Origin of the sequence: Methyloversatilis thermotolerans, from assembly GCF_000372885.1 — a bacterium.
GTDB lineage: Bacteria > Pseudomonadota > Gammaproteobacteria > Burkholderiales > Rhodocyclaceae > Methyloversatilis > Methyloversatilis thermotolerans.
In genome coordinates this window covers 3,773,383-3,791,931 of sequence record NZ_KB889967.1, presented here as the reverse complement: position 1 = coordinate 3,791,931, position 18,549 = coordinate 3,773,383, and the positions used below count along the sequence as shown (strand labels likewise).

The 18,549-nt window shown below is 64.7% G+C and carries 18 protein-coding genes; 12 read left to right on the top strand and 6 right to left on the bottom strand.

From position 1 onward, the window contains the following. Positions 1-12: 12 nt before the first annotated feature. The 4 genes from ctaD to mpl all read right to left on the bottom strand — a co-directional run bounded on the left by ctaD (position 13) and on the right by mpl (position 4,786). Positions 13-1,602, bottom strand: coding sequence for a cytochrome c oxidase subunit I (gene ctaD / locus A3Q7_RS0117245; protein WP_018413163.1), 1,590 nt, complete (start codon positions 1,600-1,602; stop codon positions 13-15). 49 nt (positions 1,603-1,651) lie between these two features. Continuing rightward, positions 1,652-2,707 (bottom strand): cytochrome c oxidase subunit II, encoded by a 1,056-nt coding sequence (gene coxB / locus A3Q7_RS0117240; RefSeq protein ID WP_018413162.1) that lies wholly within the window; start codon positions 2,705-2,707, stop codon positions 1,652-1,654. A 137-nt stretch (positions 2,708-2,844) separates the two neighbouring features. Beyond that, a complete protein-coding gene (locus A3Q7_RS0117235; RefSeq protein WP_269745090.1) occupies positions 2,845-3,315 on the bottom strand; it encodes a DUF2244 domain-containing protein in 471 nt (156 codons plus the stop codon). Between the two features lie 124 nt (positions 3,316-3,439). Continuing rightward, complete coding sequence (mpl, locus tag A3Q7_RS0117230; protein WP_018413160.1) at positions 3,440-4,786, bottom strand: UDP-N-acetylmuramate:L-alanyl-gamma-D-glutamyl-meso-diaminopimelate ligase; 1,347 nt, start codon at positions 4,784-4,786, stop codon at positions 3,440-3,442. A gap of 59 nt (positions 4,787-4,845) precedes the next feature. Here mpl and A3Q7_RS0117225 point away from each other — a divergent pair, with 59 nt between their 5' ends. From A3Q7_RS0117225 to A3Q7_RS0117175, 11 genes are all read left to right on the top strand, one after another. Then, entirely contained in the window at positions 4,846-5,418 is a 573-nt protein-coding gene (locus tag A3Q7_RS0117225; protein ID WP_018413159.1) for a hypothetical protein, read from the top strand. Beyond that, positions 5,415-5,948, top strand: coding sequence for a TlpA disulfide reductase family protein (locus A3Q7_RS0117220; RefSeq protein WP_018413158.1), 534 nt, complete (start codon positions 5,415-5,417; stop codon positions 5,946-5,948). The genes A3Q7_RS0117225 and A3Q7_RS0117220 overlap by 4 nt, the downstream gene beginning before the upstream one ends. Before the next feature lie 74 nt (positions 5,949-6,022). Next, complete coding sequence (gene aroQ / locus A3Q7_RS0117215) at positions 6,023-6,541, top strand: type II 3-dehydroquinate dehydratase (protein WP_018413157.1); 519 nt, start codon at positions 6,023-6,025, stop codon at positions 6,539-6,541. 47 nt (positions 6,542-6,588) lie between these two features. Then, positions 6,589-7,041, top strand: a complete 453-nt coding sequence (gene accB, locus A3Q7_RS0117210; RefSeq protein ID WP_018413156.1) for an acetyl-CoA carboxylase biotin carboxyl carrier protein — start codon at positions 6,589-6,591, stop codon at positions 7,039-7,041. Positions 7,042-7,052: 11 nt separating this feature from the next. Then, on the top strand, positions 7,053-8,414 hold the full coding sequence (accC, locus tag A3Q7_RS0117205; RefSeq protein ID WP_018413155.1) for an acetyl-CoA carboxylase biotin carboxylase subunit: 1,362 nt from the start codon (positions 7,053-7,055) through the stop codon (positions 8,412-8,414). Then, positions 8,411-9,325 carry a 50S ribosomal protein L11 methyltransferase gene (gene prmA / locus A3Q7_RS0117200; RefSeq protein ID WP_018413154.1) on the top strand — a complete coding sequence of 305 codons (915 nt, stop codon included), beginning with the start codon at positions 8,411-8,413 and terminating at the stop codon, positions 9,323-9,325. The genes accC and prmA overlap by 4 nt, the downstream gene beginning before the upstream one ends. After that, positions 9,325-10,509 (top strand): DUF3426 domain-containing protein, encoded by a 1,185-nt coding sequence (locus tag A3Q7_RS0117195; protein WP_018413153.1) that lies wholly within the window; start codon positions 9,325-9,327, stop codon positions 10,507-10,509. Before prmA ends, A3Q7_RS0117195 begins: the two co-directional genes overlap by 1 nt. A 23-nt stretch (positions 10,510-10,532) precedes the next feature. Continuing rightward, the gene (tpx, locus tag A3Q7_RS0117190; protein WP_018413152.1) at positions 10,533-11,036 is read left to right on the top strand and encodes a thiol peroxidase; all 504 of its coding nucleotides are present in this window, start codon (positions 10,533-10,535) and stop codon (positions 11,034-11,036) included. A gap of 51 nt (positions 11,037-11,087) precedes the next feature. Beyond that, positions 11,088-11,465: a diacylglycerol kinase gene (locus tag A3Q7_RS0117185; protein ID WP_018413151.1), complete on the top strand. Its 378-nt coding sequence runs from the start codon at positions 11,088-11,090 to the stop codon at positions 11,463-11,465. Positions 11,466-11,798: 333 nt separating this feature from the next. Further along, positions 11,799-13,268 (top strand): PAS domain-containing sensor histidine kinase, encoded by a 1,470-nt coding sequence (locus A3Q7_RS20075; RefSeq protein WP_018413150.1) that lies wholly within the window; start codon positions 11,799-11,801, stop codon positions 13,266-13,268. A gap of 10 nt (positions 13,269-13,278) precedes the next feature. After that, on the top strand, positions 13,279-13,881 hold the full coding sequence (locus A3Q7_RS0117175) for an ANTAR domain-containing response regulator (protein WP_018413149.1): 603 nt from the start codon (positions 13,279-13,281) through the stop codon (positions 13,879-13,881). Between the two features lie 53 nt (positions 13,882-13,934). On the opposite strand, the gene A3Q7_RS0117170 is transcribed toward A3Q7_RS0117175, so the two are convergent. Then, positions 13,935-15,635 carry an APC family permease gene (locus A3Q7_RS0117170; RefSeq protein WP_018413148.1) on the bottom strand — a complete coding sequence of 567 codons (1,701 nt, stop codon included), beginning with the start codon at positions 15,633-15,635 and terminating at the stop codon, positions 13,935-13,937. Between the two features lie 51 nt (positions 15,636-15,686). After that, on the bottom strand, positions 15,687-16,508 hold the full coding sequence (locus tag A3Q7_RS0117165) for a TorF family putative porin (RefSeq protein WP_018413147.1): 822 nt from the start codon (positions 16,506-16,508) through the stop codon (positions 15,687-15,689). A gap of 611 nt (positions 16,509-17,119) precedes the next feature. On the opposite strand from A3Q7_RS0117165, the gene A3Q7_RS0117160 reads away from it, so the two are divergent. Beyond that, on the top strand, positions 17,120-18,475 hold the full coding sequence (locus tag A3Q7_RS0117160; RefSeq protein WP_018413146.1) for a flavin-containing monooxygenase: 1,356 nt from the start codon (positions 17,120-17,122) through the stop codon (positions 18,473-18,475). The last annotated feature ends 74 nt before the right edge of the window (positions 18,476-18,549 follow it).

Below are 18,549 nucleotides of genomic sequence, written 5' to 3'. Positions count from 1 at the left end.
CCGCCCCGGTGATCACTTCAGCACCGGCGGCGTTTCGAAGGTGTGGTGTGGTGCAGGCGACGGCACGGTCCATTCCAGTCCCTCCGCACCGTCCCACGGTTTGGCCGGCGCTTTCTCGCCACCCTTAAGGCACTTCAGCACCACAACTAGGAACACCAGTTGCGACAGCCCGAAACCGAAGGCACCGATGGACGAAATCATGTTGAACTCGGCGAACTGCAGCGAATAATCCGGGATGCGTCGCGGCATGCCGGCCAACCCCAGGAAGTGCTGAACGAAGAAGGTCATGTTGAAGAAGATGATGGACAGCCAGAAGTGCAGCTTGCCCAGCTTTTCGTCATACATGTGGCCGGTCCATTTGGGCAGCCAGTAGTAGGCGCCGGCATAGGCCGAGAACAGCGCACCGGCCACCATCACGTAATGGAAATGCGCCACGACGTAATAGCTGTCGTGCAGTTGCACATCCACCGCTGTCATCGACAGCACCAGTCCCGAAAAACCGCCCAGCGTGAACAGGAACAGGAAGCCGATGGAGAACAGCATCGGTGTTTCGAAGCTGAGCGAACCGCGCCACATGGTCGCCACCCAGTTGAACACCTTCACACCGGTCGGCACCGCGATCAGCATGGTGGCGAACATGAAGTAGAGCTGGCCGGCCACCGGCATGCCCACCGTGTACATGTGGTGCGCCCACACAATGAAAGACAGGATGGCGATGGACGAGGTCGCGTAAACCATGGACGCATAGCCGAACAGCGGCTTGCGCGAGAAGGCGGGAATCACCTGCGACACGACGCCGAAGGCCGGAATGGCAATGATGTACACCTCGGGGTGGCCGAAGAACCAGAAGATGTGCTGGTACAGCACCGGATCGCCGCCCCCTGCGGCATTGAAAAAGCTGGTTCCGAAGTGGCGGTCGGTCAGGATCATGGTCACCGCACCCGCCAGCACCGGCATCACGGCGATGACCAGGTAGGCGGTGATGAGCCAGGTCCAGCAGAACAGCGGCATCTTCATCAGCGTCATGCCCGGCGCGCGCATGTTCAGGATCGTGGTGACGATGTTGATCGACCCCATGATCGACGAGATGCCCAGGATGTGCACCGCGAAGATGGCCATGTCCATGCCGATGCCCATCTGTACCGTCAGCGGCGGATACAGGGTCCAGCCCGATGCAGCGGCACCGCCCGGCACCAGCAGCGAGGTCGTCAGCAGGATGGCGGCCGGTGGCAGCAGCCAGAACGACCAGTTGTTCATGCGCGCGAACGCCATGTCGGAGGCACCGATCATGAGCGGAATCATCCAGTTCGCGAAGCCGACGAAGGCCGGCATGATGGCACCGAACACCATGATCAGGCCGTGCAGCGTGGTCATCTGGTTGAAGCGGTCGGGGTCGACCACCTGCAGACCGGGCTGGAACAGCTCGGCGCGGATGACCAGCGCCATGATGCCGCCGACGATGAACATCGCGAAACTGAACCACAGGTACATCGAACCGATGTCCTTGTGGTTGGTTGTGGTCACCCAGCGCATGATGCCGCCGGGGTGGTGGTCGTGACCGTGGTCGTGCGCGTGATCGGCACCGCCCGGAATCGCAGCCATTGGAATCTCCTCGAAATCTGAAAAGTGACTGAACGCCCGGAGGGGCCGCCTATTCTTCGCGCGCCATCTTGATGTCGGACGGCTGCACCACCTCGCCGGTATTGTTGCTCCAGCTATTGCGAGTGTAGGTGATGACCGCCGCAATTTCGGTGTCGCTCAGGTGCTTGAACGACGCCATCGCCGTGCCCTGCCTACCGTGCAGCAGCACATCGATCTGACCGTCCTGCGGTCCCAGCACGACCTTGGAGCCATCCAGCGCCGGAAAGGCCGGCGGCAGGCCCTGTCCGTTGGCCTGATGACAGGCAGCGCAGTTGGCAGCGAAAATCTTTTCGCCGCGCGGCGCCAGTTCCTCGACCGTATACATCTTGTTCGGATCATCCGCGGCAGCCGCCAGCTCCGCCTTCTTCTTGCCGACCCAATCTACATATTCGTCCTGCGTCACCACGCGCACGACCACCGGCATGTAGCCGTGATCCTTGCCGCACAGCTCGGCACACTGCCCCCTGAACACGCCGGTCTGTTCGGCGCGGAACCAGGTGTCGCGGATGAAACCGGGTATGGCATCCTGCTTGACCGCCAGCGCGGGCACCCACCATGCGTGGATCACGTCGTTGGCGGTAGTCAGGATGCGCACCTTCTTGCCCACCGGCACCACCAGCTCGTTATCGACCTCGAGCAGGTAGTTCTCACCCTTGCCCGCCTCGTTGCGTATCTGCGGCTGCGGTGTGGACAGATTGCTGGTGAAGCTGATGCCTTCACCCTCGCCCTTCAGGTAGTCATAGCCCCACTTCCACTGATAGCCGGTGGCCTTGATCGTGATGTCGGGGCTGCTGGTATCCCGCATCGCCAGGATGGTCTTGGTGGCGGGCCATGCCATGCCGAGCAGGATGAAGACGGGAACGATGGTCCAGAGGATTTCGACCGTGGTGCTTTCGTGGAAGGTCGCTGCCTTGTAGCCCGCGGACTTGCGATGTACGAACACCGACCAGAACATGACACCGAATACCGCGACGAATATGACGCCACAGACTATGGTCATCAACAGGTGCAGGTCATACACCGTCTGTCCGAGCTCGGTGATCGGCTGCTGAAGATTGAATCGCATTTCGGCCCGGGCCAGGCCAGCAGACAGGAACAGCCCCGATCCCACCCATGCCCGACGGGCGATGGACGAGCCACCTCTATAAAGCGCCATATGCAACCCCAGATGAATGTTGTGTTCTGAAACCGCGGTTTTTTTCTTTAAAACCGACGCTGCTGCAATCTCGAGGACAGCTCCCGCACCAGCAACTCGCGGTTGCGTTCATCGAGATACCGCCCTACCACGACCTCGCGGTCGCGGCAGCGCACTACAACTTCAGAACCCGGACCCACCCGTCGCATCTCGATCTTCGTCCATGAAGGCACGAATTCTTGCCGGCTGACGCGATTGCGTTCGCACACCTCGACAAGCAGAACGTTGTCATCGAGATGAATGCGTTCGTAATCGCCGACACGACGACCGAAAGCGATGAAGGCACAACCCAGCGCACCGACTTCGACTCCCGCGAACGGAAGCACCCACCACGCACCGGCAAGAGCCCAGGATGTTGCAACAATCAGGGACAGCACGGCCGTCACCAGGAAGAACAGCAGCAGCGCGCGCGGCGACATGGAGCAGTTTCGTCGCGCGACTACACAGAACTCGCTGGAACGGCTGAGCACTGCGGACATCACTTTATGCCCTGGAAGTGATTTCTCCCCCTAGACACGGCTTCTCACGGGCCGATTGGGACCAACGCTAGCACAGCAACGGAGTGCTGATCAATATTGCTGCGCACCACACGCATGCATCCGGTCAGCTCGACGAAAGCGCATCCAGAAGCCGTTTGTGTATTCCCCCGAAACCGCCGTTGCTCATCACCAGCACATGATCGCCCGGCTTCAGGCCCCGCAGCAGCGCGTTCAGCAACTGGTCCACCGACGGCTCGACATGCGCGCGCGCGCCCAGGGAGGCGAGCACCTCGGCGGCATCCCAGCCGAGCGCCGGGCCGCCGAGGCAGTAGCTGATGTCCGCACCGGCCAGCGCCGCCGGCAGGCGCGCCTTCATGGTCCCGAGCTTCATGGTGTTGGAGCGCGGTTCGATCACAGCGACGATGCGCGCATCGCCCACGGCGGACCGCAGAGCCGCGACGGTTTCCTCGATCGCGGTCGGGTGGTGGGCGAAATCGTCATACACGACAATGCCGGCCCGCTCACCGACGCGCTCCAGCCGGCGGCGTATGCCGCGGAACTGCGCCAGCGATGCCAGCGCCTGCTCCGGGCGCACGCCGGCATGGCGGGCGGCCAGCATGGCGGCCAGCGCATTGTTCGCATTGTGCCGCCCGGGCATGTCCAGCCGGCCCGAAACAAGACCTCCATCCGGCGCGCGCACCGACAGCGCCGCCGCGGTACCCTGCACCTGCCAGCCCGGTTCGCCGTCGAACCACTCGAGCTCGCTCCACAAGCCGCGCTGCAGCACCCGATGCAGGGCTTCCGAAGACGCATTGGCGATCACCCGGCCGATGCGGGGCATGGTGCGCACCAGGTGGTGGAACTGCGTTTCGATGGCGGCAAGGTCAGGAAAGATGTCCGCGTGATCGAATTCCAGGTTGTTCAGGATGGCGGTGCGCGGACGGTAATGGACGAATTTCGATCGTTTGTCGCAGAAGGCGGTGTCGTACTCGTCGGCTTCGATCACGAAGAAGGGCGCCTCGCCCAGGCGCGCCGACACGCCGAAATCCAGCGGCACGCCACCGATCAGGAAGCCCGGTTTCAGGCCGGCCGCCTCCAGCATCCAGGCCAGCATCGATGTGGTGGTCGTCTTGCCGTGCGTACCGGCAACGGCGAGCACCCAGCGGCCGGCCAGCACATGGTCGGCCAGCCACTGCGGACCGGACACATAGGGCAGGCCACGATCCAGGATTTCCTCGAGCAGCGGATTGCCGCGCGACACCGCATTGCCGACGACGTAGATGTCGGGCGTCAGCGCGATCTGCGACGGATCGTAGCCCTCGATCAGATCTATGCCCAGGTGCGTAAGCTGGGTACTCATCGGCGGATAGACATTGGCGTCGCACCCGGTCACGCGATGGCCTGCTTCGCGCGCCAGCGCCGCGATACCGCCCATGAAGGTTCCGCAGATGCCGAGGATGTGAATGTGCATGGACAGGCTCTGTGACAGAATGGCCGAGGATTCTATCAATCGCCCCCGCGCGACCCGACATGCGCCCCAGCAACATCAGACGCCAGATCGCCAGTGCAGCGGCGCGCCTGATCGCGGAAGAAGGTCTCCGCGACTATGGACTGGCAAAGCGAAAGGCCGCACGCCAGCTCGGCGTCGGCCCCAACGAAGAGCTGCCCACCAACGCCGAGATCGAAGAGGCGGTGAGGGACTACCAGGCCATCTACTTCGCCGACGAACAGCCGGAACAGTTGCGCATCCTGCGCAGTGCCGCGATCGAACTGATGGCCGAACTGGATCGCTTCCGCCCGTATGCCACCGGCGGCGTGGTCGATGGCACGGCCGGCCGCTTTTCCGCGATAGAACTGCAGGTGTTCGCGGACAGCGCGAAGGACGTCGAACTGTTCCTGCTCAACCAGGGCGTGGATTTCGATTGCCGCCAGCCGCGGCGGCCGGATCGCAACAGCCCGGAAACCACGCTGCTTTTCGACTGGGACGACCTTCCCGTTGAACTCGCCGTCTATCCGGCAGGTCTTGAGCGCTCGAGGGGTCGCGAGCGCATGCGCGCGGAATCCCTGCGTGCCCTGCTGGATACGGAAGAGGAAACCGAATGAAGCCATGGACCGGCCGCCTGCTGGCGGCTGCAGTCATCGTCGCGGCGGGGGTCGCCGGCCTGTGGTTCGGGCAACGCCCGGAGCCGGATGCAGCCCCCACCGTGGACGGCAGGGCGAGGCTGGAGCAGATGAAGCTGGCCGACGCCCGCGGGCAACCCATGCCGTTCTCGGACTGGCGCGGCAAGCTGCTGGTGGTCAATTTCTGGGCCACCTGGTGCGCGCCCTGCCGCGAGGAAATGCCGCTTTTTTCGCGCATGGCCGGCAAGTACGCGGCGCAAGGCGTGCAGTTCGTCGGCATCAGCATCGATAATGCGGACAATGTGCGCGCTTTCCAGCAGCAGACGCCGGTCGACTACCCGCTGCTGATCGGCGGTGCGGACGCGATCCAATTGTCCGCCGATCTGGGCAATGCGCAGCAGGCCATGCCCTTCACCGTCATCGTCGGGCGCGATGGCCGCATCCTGGAGCGGAAACTGGGCACCTACAAGGAAGCCGAACTGGCGGCCCTGCTCGCGCGCCACGCCGGTTGAACGGCTCTTGCCTGCACGTTCGCCGATCTTCCGCGGCTGGACAATCTGACGCGAATTCCGGCAAACTTGCAGGCATGCAGCCCACAACGCGCCGCAAGGCGACCAAACCGGCCAGTCAGCCCGCGGCGCAGGATGCGACTGCAGACACGCATCGCATCCTTGTGCTGCACGGCCCCAATCTCAATCTTCTCGGCACGCGCGAACCGGATATCTACGGCCGGACCACGCTTGCCGACATCGACGCGCGCCTGAAAGTACAGGCTCTGGCCGCTGGCGTCATGCTGGAGTGCTTCCAGAGCAATCACGAAGGCGAACTGGTCACCCGCATCCAGCAGGCACGAGGGGAAGGCGTCCGCTTCATCGTGATCAATCCGGCCGCCTACACGCATACCAGCGTGGCCATGCGGGATGCGCTGGCCGCCGTGAGCATTCCCTTCGTGGAAGTCCATCTGTCCAACGTCCACGCGCGGGAGGCGTTCCGGCATCACTCTTACTTTTCCGATCTCGCCACCGGCGTGGTGTGCGGGCTCGGCGCCTATGGCTACGAAGCGGCGCTCGATTTCGCGCTGCGCCATCTCGAAGCCCAAAAATAAACAACGGTCGGCACACTGATGCCGGCATCAGCGGGGGTTACACAACCATGGATTTGCGCAAACTCAAGAAACTGATCGACCTGGTCCAGGAATCGGGCATTTCCGAACTGGAGGTGACCGAGGGCGAGGAAAAGGTGCGCATCGCCAAGCATCTTGCCGCTCCGGCGGGCCAGACCCACTACATCGCCGCACCGGCTCCCGCCGCAGCGATCACCACCGCGGCGGCGCCCTCGGTGCCGGCTTCGGCCGAGCCCGCGCTGCCGGAAGGTCATGTCGTCAAGTCGCCCATGGTGGGCAGCTTCTACCGTTCGTCTTCGCCGGGCGGCAAGCCCTTCGTCGATGTCGGCCAGTCGGTATCGACGGGTGACACGCTGTGCATCATCGAGGCGATGAAGCTGATGAACGAGATCGAATCCGACGCCACCGGCGTCGTGAAAGCCATCCTGGTCGAGAATGGCCAGCCGGTCGAATACGGCCAGCCGCTGTTCATCATAGGCTGAGCGCGCACCCCATGTTCGGAAAGATACTGATCGCGAACCGCGGCGAGATTGCGCTGCGCATCCTGCGTGCCTGCCGCGAGCTGGGCATACGCACGGTGGCCGTGCACTCGGAAGCGGATACCGAAGCCAAATACGTCCGTCTGGCCGATGAATCGGTGTGCATCGGGCCGGCCCCCTCGGGCCAGTCCTATCTCAATATTCCAGCCATCATTTCCGCAGCAGAGGTGACCGACGCCGAAGCCATCCACCCCGGCTACGGCTTCCTGTCGGAGAACGCCGACTTCGCCGAACGGGTCGAGCGCAGCGGCTTCGTGTTCATCGGTCCGCGTCCCGAAACCATCACGCTGATGGGCGACAAGGTATCGGCCAAGGACGCGATGAAGGCGGCTGGCGTGCCCTGCGTGCCCGGCTCCGAGGGCGCGCTGGGCGACGATCCGAAAGAAATCGTGCGCATCGCACGCGCCATCGGCTATCCGGTCATCATCAAGGCGGCCGGCGGCGGCGGCGGGCGCGGCATGCGCACGGTGCACACCGAGGCGGCGCTGATCAACGCGGTACAGATGACGCGGACCGAAGCCGGCGCGGCCTTCAACAACCCGGCCGTCTACATGGAAAAGTTCCTCGAGAACCCGCGCCATGTGGAAATCCAGGTGCTGGCCGACGCGCATGGCAATGCGGTCTACCTGGGCGAACGCGACTGTTCCATGCAGCGTCGCCACCAGAAGATCATCGAGGAAGCACCGGCGCCCGGCATCCCGGCACGGCTGATCCAGCGTGTGGGCGAGCGCTGTGCTGAAGCGTGCCGCCGCATCAAGTACCGTGGCGCCGGCACCTTCGAGTTCCTGTACGAGAACGGCGAGTTCTATTTCATCGAAATGAACACGCGCATCCAGGTCGAACATCCGGTGACCGAACTGATCACGGGCATCGACCTGGTGCAGGAACAGATCCGTGTCGCCGCCGGCGAAAAGCTGCGCTTCAAGCAACGCGACATCAAGCTCACCGGCCACGCGATCGAGTGCCGCATCAATGCCGAGGACCCGTACAAATTCACGCCCAGTCCGGGCAAGATCACCGGCTACCACCCGCCGGGCGGTCCCGGCGTGCGCGTCGACTCGCATGTATATCAGGGCTATACGGTGCCGCCTCACTACGACTCCATGATAGGCAAGGTGATCACGTACGGCGACACGCGAGATCAGGCGATACGCCGCATGCGCATCGCGCTGTCGGAAATGATCGTCAGCGGCATCAAGACCAATATCCCGCTGCATCAGGAGCTGATGCACGACGCCCGCTTCATGGATGGCGGCACCAGCATCCACTATCTCGAACAGAAGCTCGCCGCTCAGGAAGCGGCCAAGGCGAAATGAGCGACGGCGGTTCCGGCAGCGGCTGGATCACGGTCACGCTGCTGGCCGATTCGGCATACGCCGAGGCGCTGTCGGATGCCTTGCTGGAAGCGGGCGCTTTGTCGGTCGACATCGAGGATGCCGATGCCGGAACGCCGGACGAGAAGCCGCAGTTCGGCGAACCCGGCATGCCGGTGGCGGTCGAGCTGTGGCCGCACTCGCGACTGCATGCGCTGTTCGAGCGCGACGCCGACCACGCCACCGCAATGGCCAGCGCGGCCGAACAGGCGGGACTCACTTCGCCACCGCCTTACACGACCTCGCAGCTCGACGAACAGAACTGGGTGCGCATCACGCAGGCGCAGTTCGACCCCATCCGCGTGTCGCAACGGCTGTGGATCGTGCCATCCTGGCATGTCCGCCCGGACCCGGATGCGATCAACATCACGCTCGACCCGGGCATGGCCTTCGGCACCGGCTCGCACCCCACCACGCGGCTGTGTCTGGAATGGCTGGACCGCGTGATCGCTGGCGGCGAAACCGTGATCGACTACGGCTGCGGGTCGGGCATCCTGGCGCTGGCAGCGGCGATGCTGGGCGCCGCCCGGGTGACCGGCACCGACATCGATCCACACGCGATGGATGCAGCGCGCTACAACGCCGAACGCAATGGCGCAACGCTGGAACTGCTGCATTCAAGCCAGACCATCGCGCACACCGCGGACATCGTGGTCGCCAACATCCTGGCCAATCCGCTCACCGTGCTGGCGCCGCTGCTGTGCAGCCTGACACGCAGCGGCGGACGCATCGCGCTGTCCGGCATTCTCGCTGCCCAGACCGACATGGTGCGCACAGCCTACCGACCCGCCTTCGAACTGGAGGTTGCCGGCGAGCGTGAGGGCTGGGTGCTGCTGACCGGGACGCGGACCTGATGCTCACCCGCTGCCCGTCCTGCGCCACGGTGTTCCGCGTCGATACGGTGCAGTTGCGGGCGCGCGAGGGCCGGGTGCGATGCGGTCGCTGTCATGCCGTGTTCGACGCGCTCGACGCCATGGTCGAACTGCCGCTGATCGCGCCGGACGCCCTGCCGCCTGGCAGCACGGTCCCGGCCGCCACAGCGTCCTTGCCTGCGCCCGAACGCGCTCCGGCACCGCTGCACGAGCCTGCGCCGACACCGCTCCCGGATGCGACGCCGCCGGCACGGCTCGATCTGCTGGCGGCACCGCTCGCCAGGATCGAAGACGACAGCGCAGCGGCGGTGCGCGCCGATGCGCCCCCCGAGCCCGGGCCGGTCAGCGTTGCCGACACATCCATGGAGCGCCTGGTCGAACGCACGACACTGCGCTGGGAAGAGCGGCTGGCCGAAGCCGACGCGACCGCGCCCGCCGGGGCGGACGCCATGGCACCTCCGGTCGTGGAAACGGCGGGCGGGGACAGCACTGCCGACGCCAGCGCCGCCAGCCCCGCGCCACCGGATGGCGAAGCGGATGAATCGTCCGGGGGTGAGGGCGCCGCCACCGCGCCGCCGCGACCGGATCCGCTGCTGGACAGCGCGCCGCTTCTCGAACCGGTCAGCGACCCGGCAGTGCGGCGCATCCGCGAGGAACTGTACGGACCGGACGCATCCACCCGACGCAGCCGGGCCGCCACATGGGCCTGGGGAACCGGCGCGCTGCTGTGCCTGCTGCTGATACCGGCCCAGCTCGCCTACCTCTGGCGCAGCGAACTGGCGCTCGCACAGCCGGCCTTGCAGCCCGCCCTGCAGCGCGCCTGCGACCTTCTGGGCTGTTCGATCGCGCCACCGCGCCGCATCGACCTGCTGAGCATCGAATCGTCCGAACTGAATCCGCTGCCGGACCAGCCACCGCTGCTGCAGTTGCGCGCACTGCTGCGCAACGCCGCGGAATACGCGCAGGACTGGCCTCACCTCGAATTGACGCTGACCGATGCGCAGGACCGCGTCGTCGTGCGCCGCGTGCTGGCGCCCGCCGATTACCTGCCGGCCCCGCTGCGCAACGAAAAGTTCACCGCCCGTTCGGAACGCAGCGTGAGTGTGCGGGTCGACCCGACCGACACGGGCGCCGGCGGTTACCGGCTCTACGTGTTCTACCCCTGATCCACGCCATCGAGGAGACTGCAATGGCCCAGACCGTCACGCTTGCCGGCAATCCCGTCCATCTCGCCGGACATCTTCCCGCCCCCGGCAGCAAGGCGCCCGGCTTCACCCTGGTCGGCACCGATCTGGCCGACGTGTCGCTCGCCGATTTCGCCGGCAAGCGCAAGGTGCTCAACATCGTGCCCAGCCTCGATACGCCCACCTGCCAGACCTCCACCCGCAAGTTCAACCAGCAGGCGGGCGATATGGACAACACCGTCGTACTGGTCATTTCGGCCGATCTGCCATTCGCGATGAAGCGCTTCTGCGAAACCGAAGGGCTGAACAACGTGAAATCGCTGTCTACGCTGCGCGGCCGGGAGTTCATGGCGAACTATGGCGTGGAAATACTGGACAGCCCGCTCGCCGGCCTGACCGCCCGCGCGGTCGTGGTGCTCGACACCGACGACACGGTGCTGCACGCGGAACTGGTGCCGGAAATCAGGAACGAACCGGACTACGCCGCAGCCCTCGCCGCGCTCCGCTGATCGGGACACCGCACCACGACTGCCGACGCCTCCCCTCACGCTTAGCGTTCCATGGAAGAAAGTCCGTTCAAGGGCAAGACCGGCCTGCGCCGGCTGATCAACGCCACGCGCTATTCGGCGGAAGGTCTGGGCGCGGCGTTCCGCCACGAGGATGCCTTCCGGCAGGAGGTGGTGGCCAGCGTGGTGCTCATTCCGCTCGCCATCTGGCTCGGCAACAACGGCCTCGAACGCGCGCTGATGGTCTGCTCGGTAGTCGCGGTGCTGGGGGTGGAACTGATCAACTCGGCGATTGAAGCCACCGTGGACCGCATTTCCCTGGAAAACCACCGCCTCGCGAAGCGCGCCAAGGACATCGGTTCGGCCGCCGTGCTGGTGGCCCTGCTCAACGCCGCGCTGGTGTGGGGCCTGATACTGGCTGATCGCGCCTGAACGACCTTTGATTCGGTCGCGGCTGCGCCGGGACATCGGCGCCATCCGGGCGATTGTGGAAATATGATTCGCGCTCGTCCAGCCACCGGCGTCATGCAAGCGTCCGCGCGCTGCGGAAGGGCGTACTGCCGACGATGCGCGCGCTTTCCCTTGTAGCGGGGTGACGCGCAGGCGGGCATCGGCACGCACGAACACCGCTTCGCCTGGGATAGAATCGATTCTCGATACCGCATCATCCTTCCTGATGGAGCGGTGGGCATGATTCGTCCGCACCCGACCCCTGCGCGGCTACGAAACCGTACAACGGCAGGTGGCCAGATCCTGGGGGGCGCCATGAAACACACGGCGGTGCATGCGCCGACGTCTTCGTATTCAGCAACTGCGGTCGCGCGACGCGGTCGGGCACCGCATGCGTCGACGCACCATGCCATCCGCATCGACCGGGCCGCTGGCGATATCCCGTCGCTGTTCGAACACCTGCCTTTTCCCTGTCTGCACACGACGCCCGACGGCGTCGTGCGCGCAGCCAATGCCGCCGCCGTCCGCCTGTTCGGCCAGGAAGCCGTATCGCTCGCCGGACAGTCGGTCCGCGATCTGTGTGAAGCCGAGGACGCGCCACGGGTGACCGGCTGCCTGGAACAGGCACTGCGCACACGGAAAGGTACGCTGCGCGCATGGCACATACGCTGCGGTTCCGGCCGGCACGCTCTGGTCGACGTGAGCTGCGGGCCGCTGCCGACCGTCGAGGGGCCTTCGCTCCTCTGGGCCATGCATGACGAGCGGCCGCTTGCGCCGGCCGCACTGCCGTCGCTCGACGCGGACATCGATCTGCTCGCACAGGCACTCGATCTCGCTTTCTGGATCGCGGAACCCGGGTCCGGCGCGGTCCTGCATGCCAGTCCGGCCTTGCGTGCGCTGTGCGCGCTGCCGGCTGGCGAGGGCTTTCGCCTCGCCCAGTGGTCCGCGCGTGTCGCGCCGCTGGATCGGCCGCACTACGAAGCCTTCCTGCTGGCGCTGGCGCGTGGCGAGACGGCGACCGTGAACATGCGCATCTGCGGACCCGGCGGCGAACTGCGCTGGGTCGCCTGCCGGTCGTCGCCCTGCATGATCCGCGGACAGGCCCGCGCAGCCGGTCTGGTGGAGGACATTACGTCGCGCCGCCAGGCCGAAATCGGCGCGGAAGCGCTGATGGCGCGGCAGAAGGAAACGCTGTTGCGCGAAGCGCACCACCGGATGAAGAACAGCCTGCAGGGTGTGATCGGCCTGCTGCGCCGCTGCGCTGGCCAGCATCCCGCGCTGGAAAGCGGGCTGACCGCCGCCATCAGCCAGGTGCGCTCGATCGCCGTCATCCACGAGTTGCAGAGCAGCCGCGGCGGCGCTCCGGTGCCCCTGGGCGAAATGCTCGGCATGATTGCCCGCAGCATCGACGGCCTTTTCAACACGGGCGGCAGTCTGTCGCTGCTGGATCGCAGCAGCGCCCCGCTTCTGCTTTCGGACGCCGACACGGTACCGCTGGCCATCGTGATCAACGAACTGTTGATGAATGCGGTGAAGCATCGCAGCAGCGAACAGCCGCCGATCGAACTGGTGATGCACGACCATGCCGGAGGCGCGCTGATACGCATACGCAACCCGGGATTTCTTCCCGAGAGTTTCGATTTCGCATCGCGCCGCGGTTTTGGCCAGGGGCTGGATCTAGTATCCGCTCTGTTGCCGGCCGACCATGCCATGCTGAGCTATGCGCAGAGTGCGGGCACGGTGTGCGCCGAACTGGCGCTGTGTCCCCCTGTTTTCAAAGCCTGACGGATTTTCCATGAACGCATCACCTTCCGAGCCGATCCGCCTGCTCTGGGTCGACGACGACCGGCTGGTTGCAGCCACCCTTGCCGGCAGCCTGAAAGACAATGGCTACGCCATCGAACTGGCGCGCTCCGCCGAGGAGGCCTGGCCCATCATCGACCATCAGACCATCGATCTGGTCATTCTCGATGAACGCCTCCCGGGTCAGTCCGGCCTGGAATTCGCGGCCGAACTGAAGCAGCGGGGCATGCCCTTCCTGTTCCTGACCGCCTACGGCGACACGGCGCTGGTGCATGGCGCGGTGCAGAACGGCGCGCTCGCCTATCTGGTGAAGCCGATAGACACCGCGCAGATGCTGGCCGCGGTGCGCACCGCGCTGGCCCGGTCGCTCGAATTGCGCGAACTGCGCAATACGGGAAAGAACCTGCAGCGCGCGCTCGACGAGCGGCGCGAAATCAGCATCGCCGTCGGCATCCTGATGGAACGCATGCGCATAGATCGCCAGCCGGCATTCGAAATGCTGCGCAAGAGCGCGCGCTCTCAGCGTCGCCGCATCGAGGACGTGGCACGCGAACTGATGCAGCCGTACTCGAACTCCCCGCACGCCGCGCAGTAAAAAAGGCCGGCCCCCTGGGGGCCGGCCTTCTCCTGCTTCCGATGCGGCCGCGCTCAGTACACCGCGAGCGTGTGCGCCACGATCACCACCACCACACCCGCGGCCAGCGTGACATAGGGCAGGATGCCCGCGCGACGGCCGCCTTCCGGCAACTGGTCGTTCAGATGCATGTCCTCGATCATGGCCTCCGGGAACTTGCCCTTGTCCTGCACATAGTGCCGGTACAGGAACACCGGAATGATCAGCGATGCGAACACCAGTCCCGCAACCAGCGTGCCGGCGCCATAGATGTCCGCGCCCAGGCCCATCAGCGCGAGGTTGACGAAGCCGAGAACGACGCCGAGCGCGAGCACGACTTTGGGCGCCTTGAACGGGCGTTCCCAGGTCGGCCGGTCGATGCGGTGTATCCAGCCGGAATTCAGGTTCAGGAAGTTGAACATGATGTAGCCGACGTTGGAGCAGGCCAGCACGAACACGTAGTCGGACATCAGCAGCAGCAGCAGGTTGAAGCCGAGGTCGGTCCACATGGCGCGGGTCGGCGCACCGTGCTCATTCACGTGCGACAGGTAGCGCGGCAGCCAGCCATCGACCGAGGCCTGGTAAAGCGTGCGCGACGAACCGGCCATCGACGTCATGATGGACAGCAGCACCGCCAGCACCAGCATCACCACCAGCACATTGGCCACCACCTCGCCGCCACCGACCATGTGCGACATCACATTGGCCACCCCCATGCCGCTGTAGACATCGGGCGCCAGCATGCCGCTGTAGACCGCCGGCGTGACGACATTGCCTTCGGCATCCAGCTCGGGCGGCGTCACCACCTCGCCCAGGCCGAGATGGCCCTGGAAGGCGAGCGGCACCAGCGTGAACACGACGATGCACAGCAGGCCCGAGTAGAAGATGGCCTTGAAGGTGTCCTTCTTCGGATCCTTGAACTCGCGCGTGTAGCAGACCGCGGTCTCGAAGCCATAGGTCGACCACGCGGCGATGAACAGGCCGCCAGCCATCAGCGTGATGCCCGCCATGTCCCACGCGCCGTCGATCACCAGCCCCTTGTCGTAGGCGATGGGCGCCATCGGCGAGAAGTGGCTGCTCGGCATGTCGCCAGTGAGCAGCGGCACCAGCGCGATGAGCATGAGCGGAATCAGCGCCACGACGCCCAGTACCATGGTGGTCCGCGCCGAGCGCAGGATGCCGCCGTGCTGCACGGCAAACACCGCGAGCAGGATGACCACGCCCACCAGGAAGGTGGCATTGATGCGCAGCTCGAGTCCGGATTTGATGAAGCCGAGGTCCACCAGGGTAAGCTGCCAGGTGTTGATCGCCGCATCGGCCGGGAACAGCGCACCCAGTATGTAGCCGGCGGCCAGGCCGGAGCCGATGGCCAGCACGGGCGACCAGGCGAACCAGTTGCACCAGACGGAGACTGGCGCGATGAGCTTGCTGTAACGCACCCAGGCCACCGCCCCATACACCGACGCTCCGCCCGACTTGTGCGGGAACAGGCCGGCGATTTCGGCATAGGTGAAGGCCTGGATGAAGCCGAAGCAGATCGAGATCGCCCACACCATCCATGACGGCTTGCCCACCGTGGCGGCGATGGCGCCGATCGAGAACAGCACCAGCGCCGGCACGCCGCTGGCCACCCAGAACGCACCGGTCCAGTCTATCTTCCGGTGCAGTGAAGCATTTTCGGCGCGGGCCGACGGCCGCATCGGCGCCGCGCCTATCACATCCGCATTGCTGCTCATGTCATATCCCCTTTAACGCGCGAAGGGCCGCATCGCCGCGGCCCCGGATCATCAGAACGTACGCTTCACGTAGGCCAGCCACTTGTTGTCGCCGGTGTGCTTGCAGTCGCGTCCGTTGTCATTGCAATAGGTGTAGAGGGACTCTTTCGCGTTGGTGTCGATATAGGCAACCGCCGCCTGCCAGCCACCATCGAAATTCTTGGTGACGCCCACCTTCCAGTCGGTGAAGTTGTAGTCCTCGTAGTTCTTCACCTTCTGGTGACCGACATGCAGGTTCACGATCCAGGTCGGCATGAACTCGTAGTTCACATTGGCTTCAAGATAGTTCGAACCATCCGAATCGTCGCCGAAGGCCTTCTTGCTCAGGCCGAAGTAGTCGGTTACCGCGTAGGAGTACTTGAGCTGGATGAACTTCCAGGTCACGGCCGCATTCAGTTCCAGCGTGTTCAGGGTTTCCGTCTGGCCGCCGGTCAGACCGGTGGCAGTGGAGCTGTTGTACTCGCCGCCCGGAAAGATGAACTGCAGGAAGCCGACATCGAAAGTCCAGTCATCGACCGTCTTGGCGAAACCGCCGTAGACGTCGATCTCGCCCGCGGCGTTGGGCAGCGCCGCGTCGTCCACATTGGTGCCCCAGATGCCGAGATAGGCGCCGCTGCTGTGCGCGAAATCGATGCCGCCCTGAACGGCCGGCTTTTCCTGGGTATAGGAAATGCCGCGGAAGATGTACTGCGAGAACACACCGATATTCGTGGTGAGCGTGTAGGCGGGCGCGGCCTCCTCGGCCTGGGCCGCCAGCGGCAGTGCAAGCAGGGTCGCCAGCAGCGCGCAGAAGCCGGCGCCGCGATGGGGGGTGCGGGTAATTCGATTGTTCACGAAGCTCTCCTGTGGTCCACGGTTATCGGGCAATCTTGAAAGCGGACGAACTGCCCATGCCCGTCCGCCTGTCAGGCACGCCGCTTCACGCTCGCGCGGGATGCGGCGCCGGATGCTGCAAAAGGGAAATCGGGAACAGCCGGACGGACGCTTCGTTGCGACCGTCGGGCGGATGGATGTGAAAGCGACAGGGGACGCCGCGCATGCCGCCAGCGGATGAAACGCGACCGGGTGGAAACACCATCGCTGCGCCTCCAGTTCGCGCAGAACGCATCACGTGCGCTCTGCAGGTTCGGGGCGATTATTGAAACGGCGACCGCGTCGGAACAATTCTCACAAGGGATTACCTCTTAAGGGGTAAGCAGGGGCTGGGGGCTGGAGAGGCCACGCCCTGACCTCGTGTGGCGCAGCCACACCTGTTCCCTGGCCGCTCGACTCACCCGCCCTTACCCCCAAAGAGGTAACCCCTCTTGAGAATTGTGGCCGGTCGATCCGCTTCGCATCATTCGCCGCACCTGAGACACGGCAAGGATCCGGCGTCCAGTTCGCGACCGGGCGGTGCACGGACACCCCGGGGCGTATCCAGAACACATTCAAGAGGGATACAGATCATGAAGAAGCGCGTTGCCATCATCGGTGCCGGCCCGAGCGGTCTGGCACAGCTCCGGGCCTTCCAGTCCGCCGAAGCCAAGGGTGCGGACATTCCGGAACTGGTCTGCTACGAAAAGCAGTCGGACTGGGGCGGCATGTGGAACTACACCTGGCGCACCGGCCTGGACGAGCACGGCGAGCCGGTGCACGGCAGCATGTACCGCTACCTGTGGTCGAACGGCCCGAAGGAATGTCTTGAGTTCGCCGACTACACCTTCGACGAGCATTTCGGCCGTCCGATGGGTTCCTACCCTCCGCGCGAAGTGCTGTGGGACTACATCAAGGGCCGCGTCGAGAAGGCCGGCGTGCGCAAGTACATCCGCTTCAACACCGCGGCCCGCAACGTCAGCTTCGACGATGACACGAAGAAGTTCACCGTCACCGTCCACAACTACGACCAGGACGTGACCTACTCGGAAGAGTTCGATTACGTGGTCGTGGCGAGCGGTCACTTCTCGACCCCGAACGTGCCCTACTTCCCGGGCTTTGAAACCTTCGGCGGTCGCGTGCTGCACGCCCACGACTTCCGAGACGCGCTCGAATTCAAGGGCAAGGACGTGCTCATCGTCGGCGCCAGCTATTCGGCGGAGGACATCGGCTCGCAGTGCTACAAGTACGGCGCCCGCTCGATCACCAGTTGCTACCGCACCAGCCCGATGGGCTACAAGTGGCCCGCCAACTGGGAAGAAAAGCCGCAACTGCAGCGCGTCGATGGCAACACCGCCTACTTCGCGGACGGCAGCAGCAAGCATATCGACGCCGTCATCCTGTGCACCGGCTACAAGCACTTCTTCCCCTTCCTGCCGGAAGAGCTGCGCCTGAAGACCGACAACCGTCTGTGGCCGCTCAATCTGTACAAGGGCATCATGTGGGAAGACAACCCGAACCTGTTCTACCTGGGCATGCAGGACCAGTGGTACAGCTTCAACATGTTCGACGCGCAGGCCTGGTACGCGCGCGACGTGATGCTCGGCCGCCTGCCGGTGCCGTCTTACGAAGAGATGCACGCCGAGGACATGAAGTGGCGCGAAGAGGAACTGACGCTGGAAGACGCGCAGCAGATGTTTGAATTCCAGGGCAAGTACATCCAGCACCTGATCGACGCCACCGACTATCCGAGCTTCCCGATTCCCGAAGTCAACCGTACCTTCCTGGAATGGAAGCACGACAAGTACGAAGACATCATGGGCTATCGCAACAAATGCTACCGCTCGCTCATGACCGGCACCATGGCCACACCGCATCACACGCCCTGGCTGGAGGCGCTCGACGATTCTCTCGAGGCCTATCTGAACCCGCCCAAGGTCGAAGCCTGACGCGCCGGGGCGCGGCGCCTCCCTTGCGCACCACGGGTGCCGCCGCGACCGCCCGGCTCATGCGAATCCCACCC

Bases quoted from the DNA above. Each gene is read 5' to 3' on its own strand.
- ctaD (WP_018413163.1), bottom strand. From the start codon at position 1,602: ATGGCTGCGATTCCGGGCGGTGCCGATCACGCGCACGACCACGGTCAC.
- coxB (WP_018413162.1), bottom strand. From the start codon at position 2,707: ATGCGATTCAATCTTCAGCAGCCGATCACCGAGCTCGGACAGACGGTG.
- A3Q7_RS0117235 (WP_269745090.1), bottom strand. From the start codon at position 3,315: ATGTCCGCAGTGCTCAGCCGTTCCAGCGAGTTCTGTGTAGTCGCGCGA.
- mpl (WP_018413160.1), bottom strand. From the start codon at position 4,786: ATGCACATTCACATCCTCGGCATCTGCGGAACCTTCATGGGCGGTATC.
- A3Q7_RS0117225 (WP_018413159.1), top strand. From the start codon at position 4,846: ATGCGCCCCAGCAACATCAGACGCCAGATCGCCAGTGCAGCGGCGCGC.
- A3Q7_RS0117220 (WP_018413158.1), top strand. From the start codon at position 5,415: ATGAAGCCATGGACCGGCCGCCTGCTGGCGGCTGCAGTCATCGTCGCG.
- aroQ (WP_018413157.1), top strand. From the start codon at position 6,023: ATGCAGCCCACAACGCGCCGCAAGGCGACCAAACCGGCCAGTCAGCCC.
- accB (WP_018413156.1), top strand. From the start codon at position 6,589: ATGGATTTGCGCAAACTCAAGAAACTGATCGACCTGGTCCAGGAATCG.
- accC (WP_018413155.1), top strand. From the start codon at position 7,053: ATGTTCGGAAAGATACTGATCGCGAACCGCGGCGAGATTGCGCTGCGC.
- prmA (WP_018413154.1), top strand. From the start codon at position 8,411: ATGAGCGACGGCGGTTCCGGCAGCGGCTGGATCACGGTCACGCTGCTG.
- A3Q7_RS0117195 (WP_018413153.1), top strand. From the start codon at position 9,325: ATGCTCACCCGCTGCCCGTCCTGCGCCACGGTGTTCCGCGTCGATACG.
- tpx (WP_018413152.1), top strand. From the start codon at position 10,533: ATGGCCCAGACCGTCACGCTTGCCGGCAATCCCGTCCATCTCGCCGGA.
- A3Q7_RS0117185 (WP_018413151.1), top strand. From the start codon at position 11,088: ATGGAAGAAAGTCCGTTCAAGGGCAAGACCGGCCTGCGCCGGCTGATC.
- A3Q7_RS20075 (WP_018413150.1), top strand. From the start codon at position 11,799: ATGAAACACACGGCGGTGCATGCGCCGACGTCTTCGTATTCAGCAACT.
- A3Q7_RS0117175 (WP_018413149.1), top strand. From the start codon at position 13,279: ATGAACGCATCACCTTCCGAGCCGATCCGCCTGCTCTGGGTCGACGAC.
- A3Q7_RS0117170 (WP_018413148.1), bottom strand. From the start codon at position 15,635: ATGAGCAGCAATGCGGATGTGATAGGCGCGGCGCCGATGCGGCCGTCG.
- A3Q7_RS0117160 (WP_018413146.1), top strand. From the start codon at position 17,120: ATGAAGAAGCGCGTTGCCATCATCGGTGCCGGCCCGAGCGGTCTGGCA.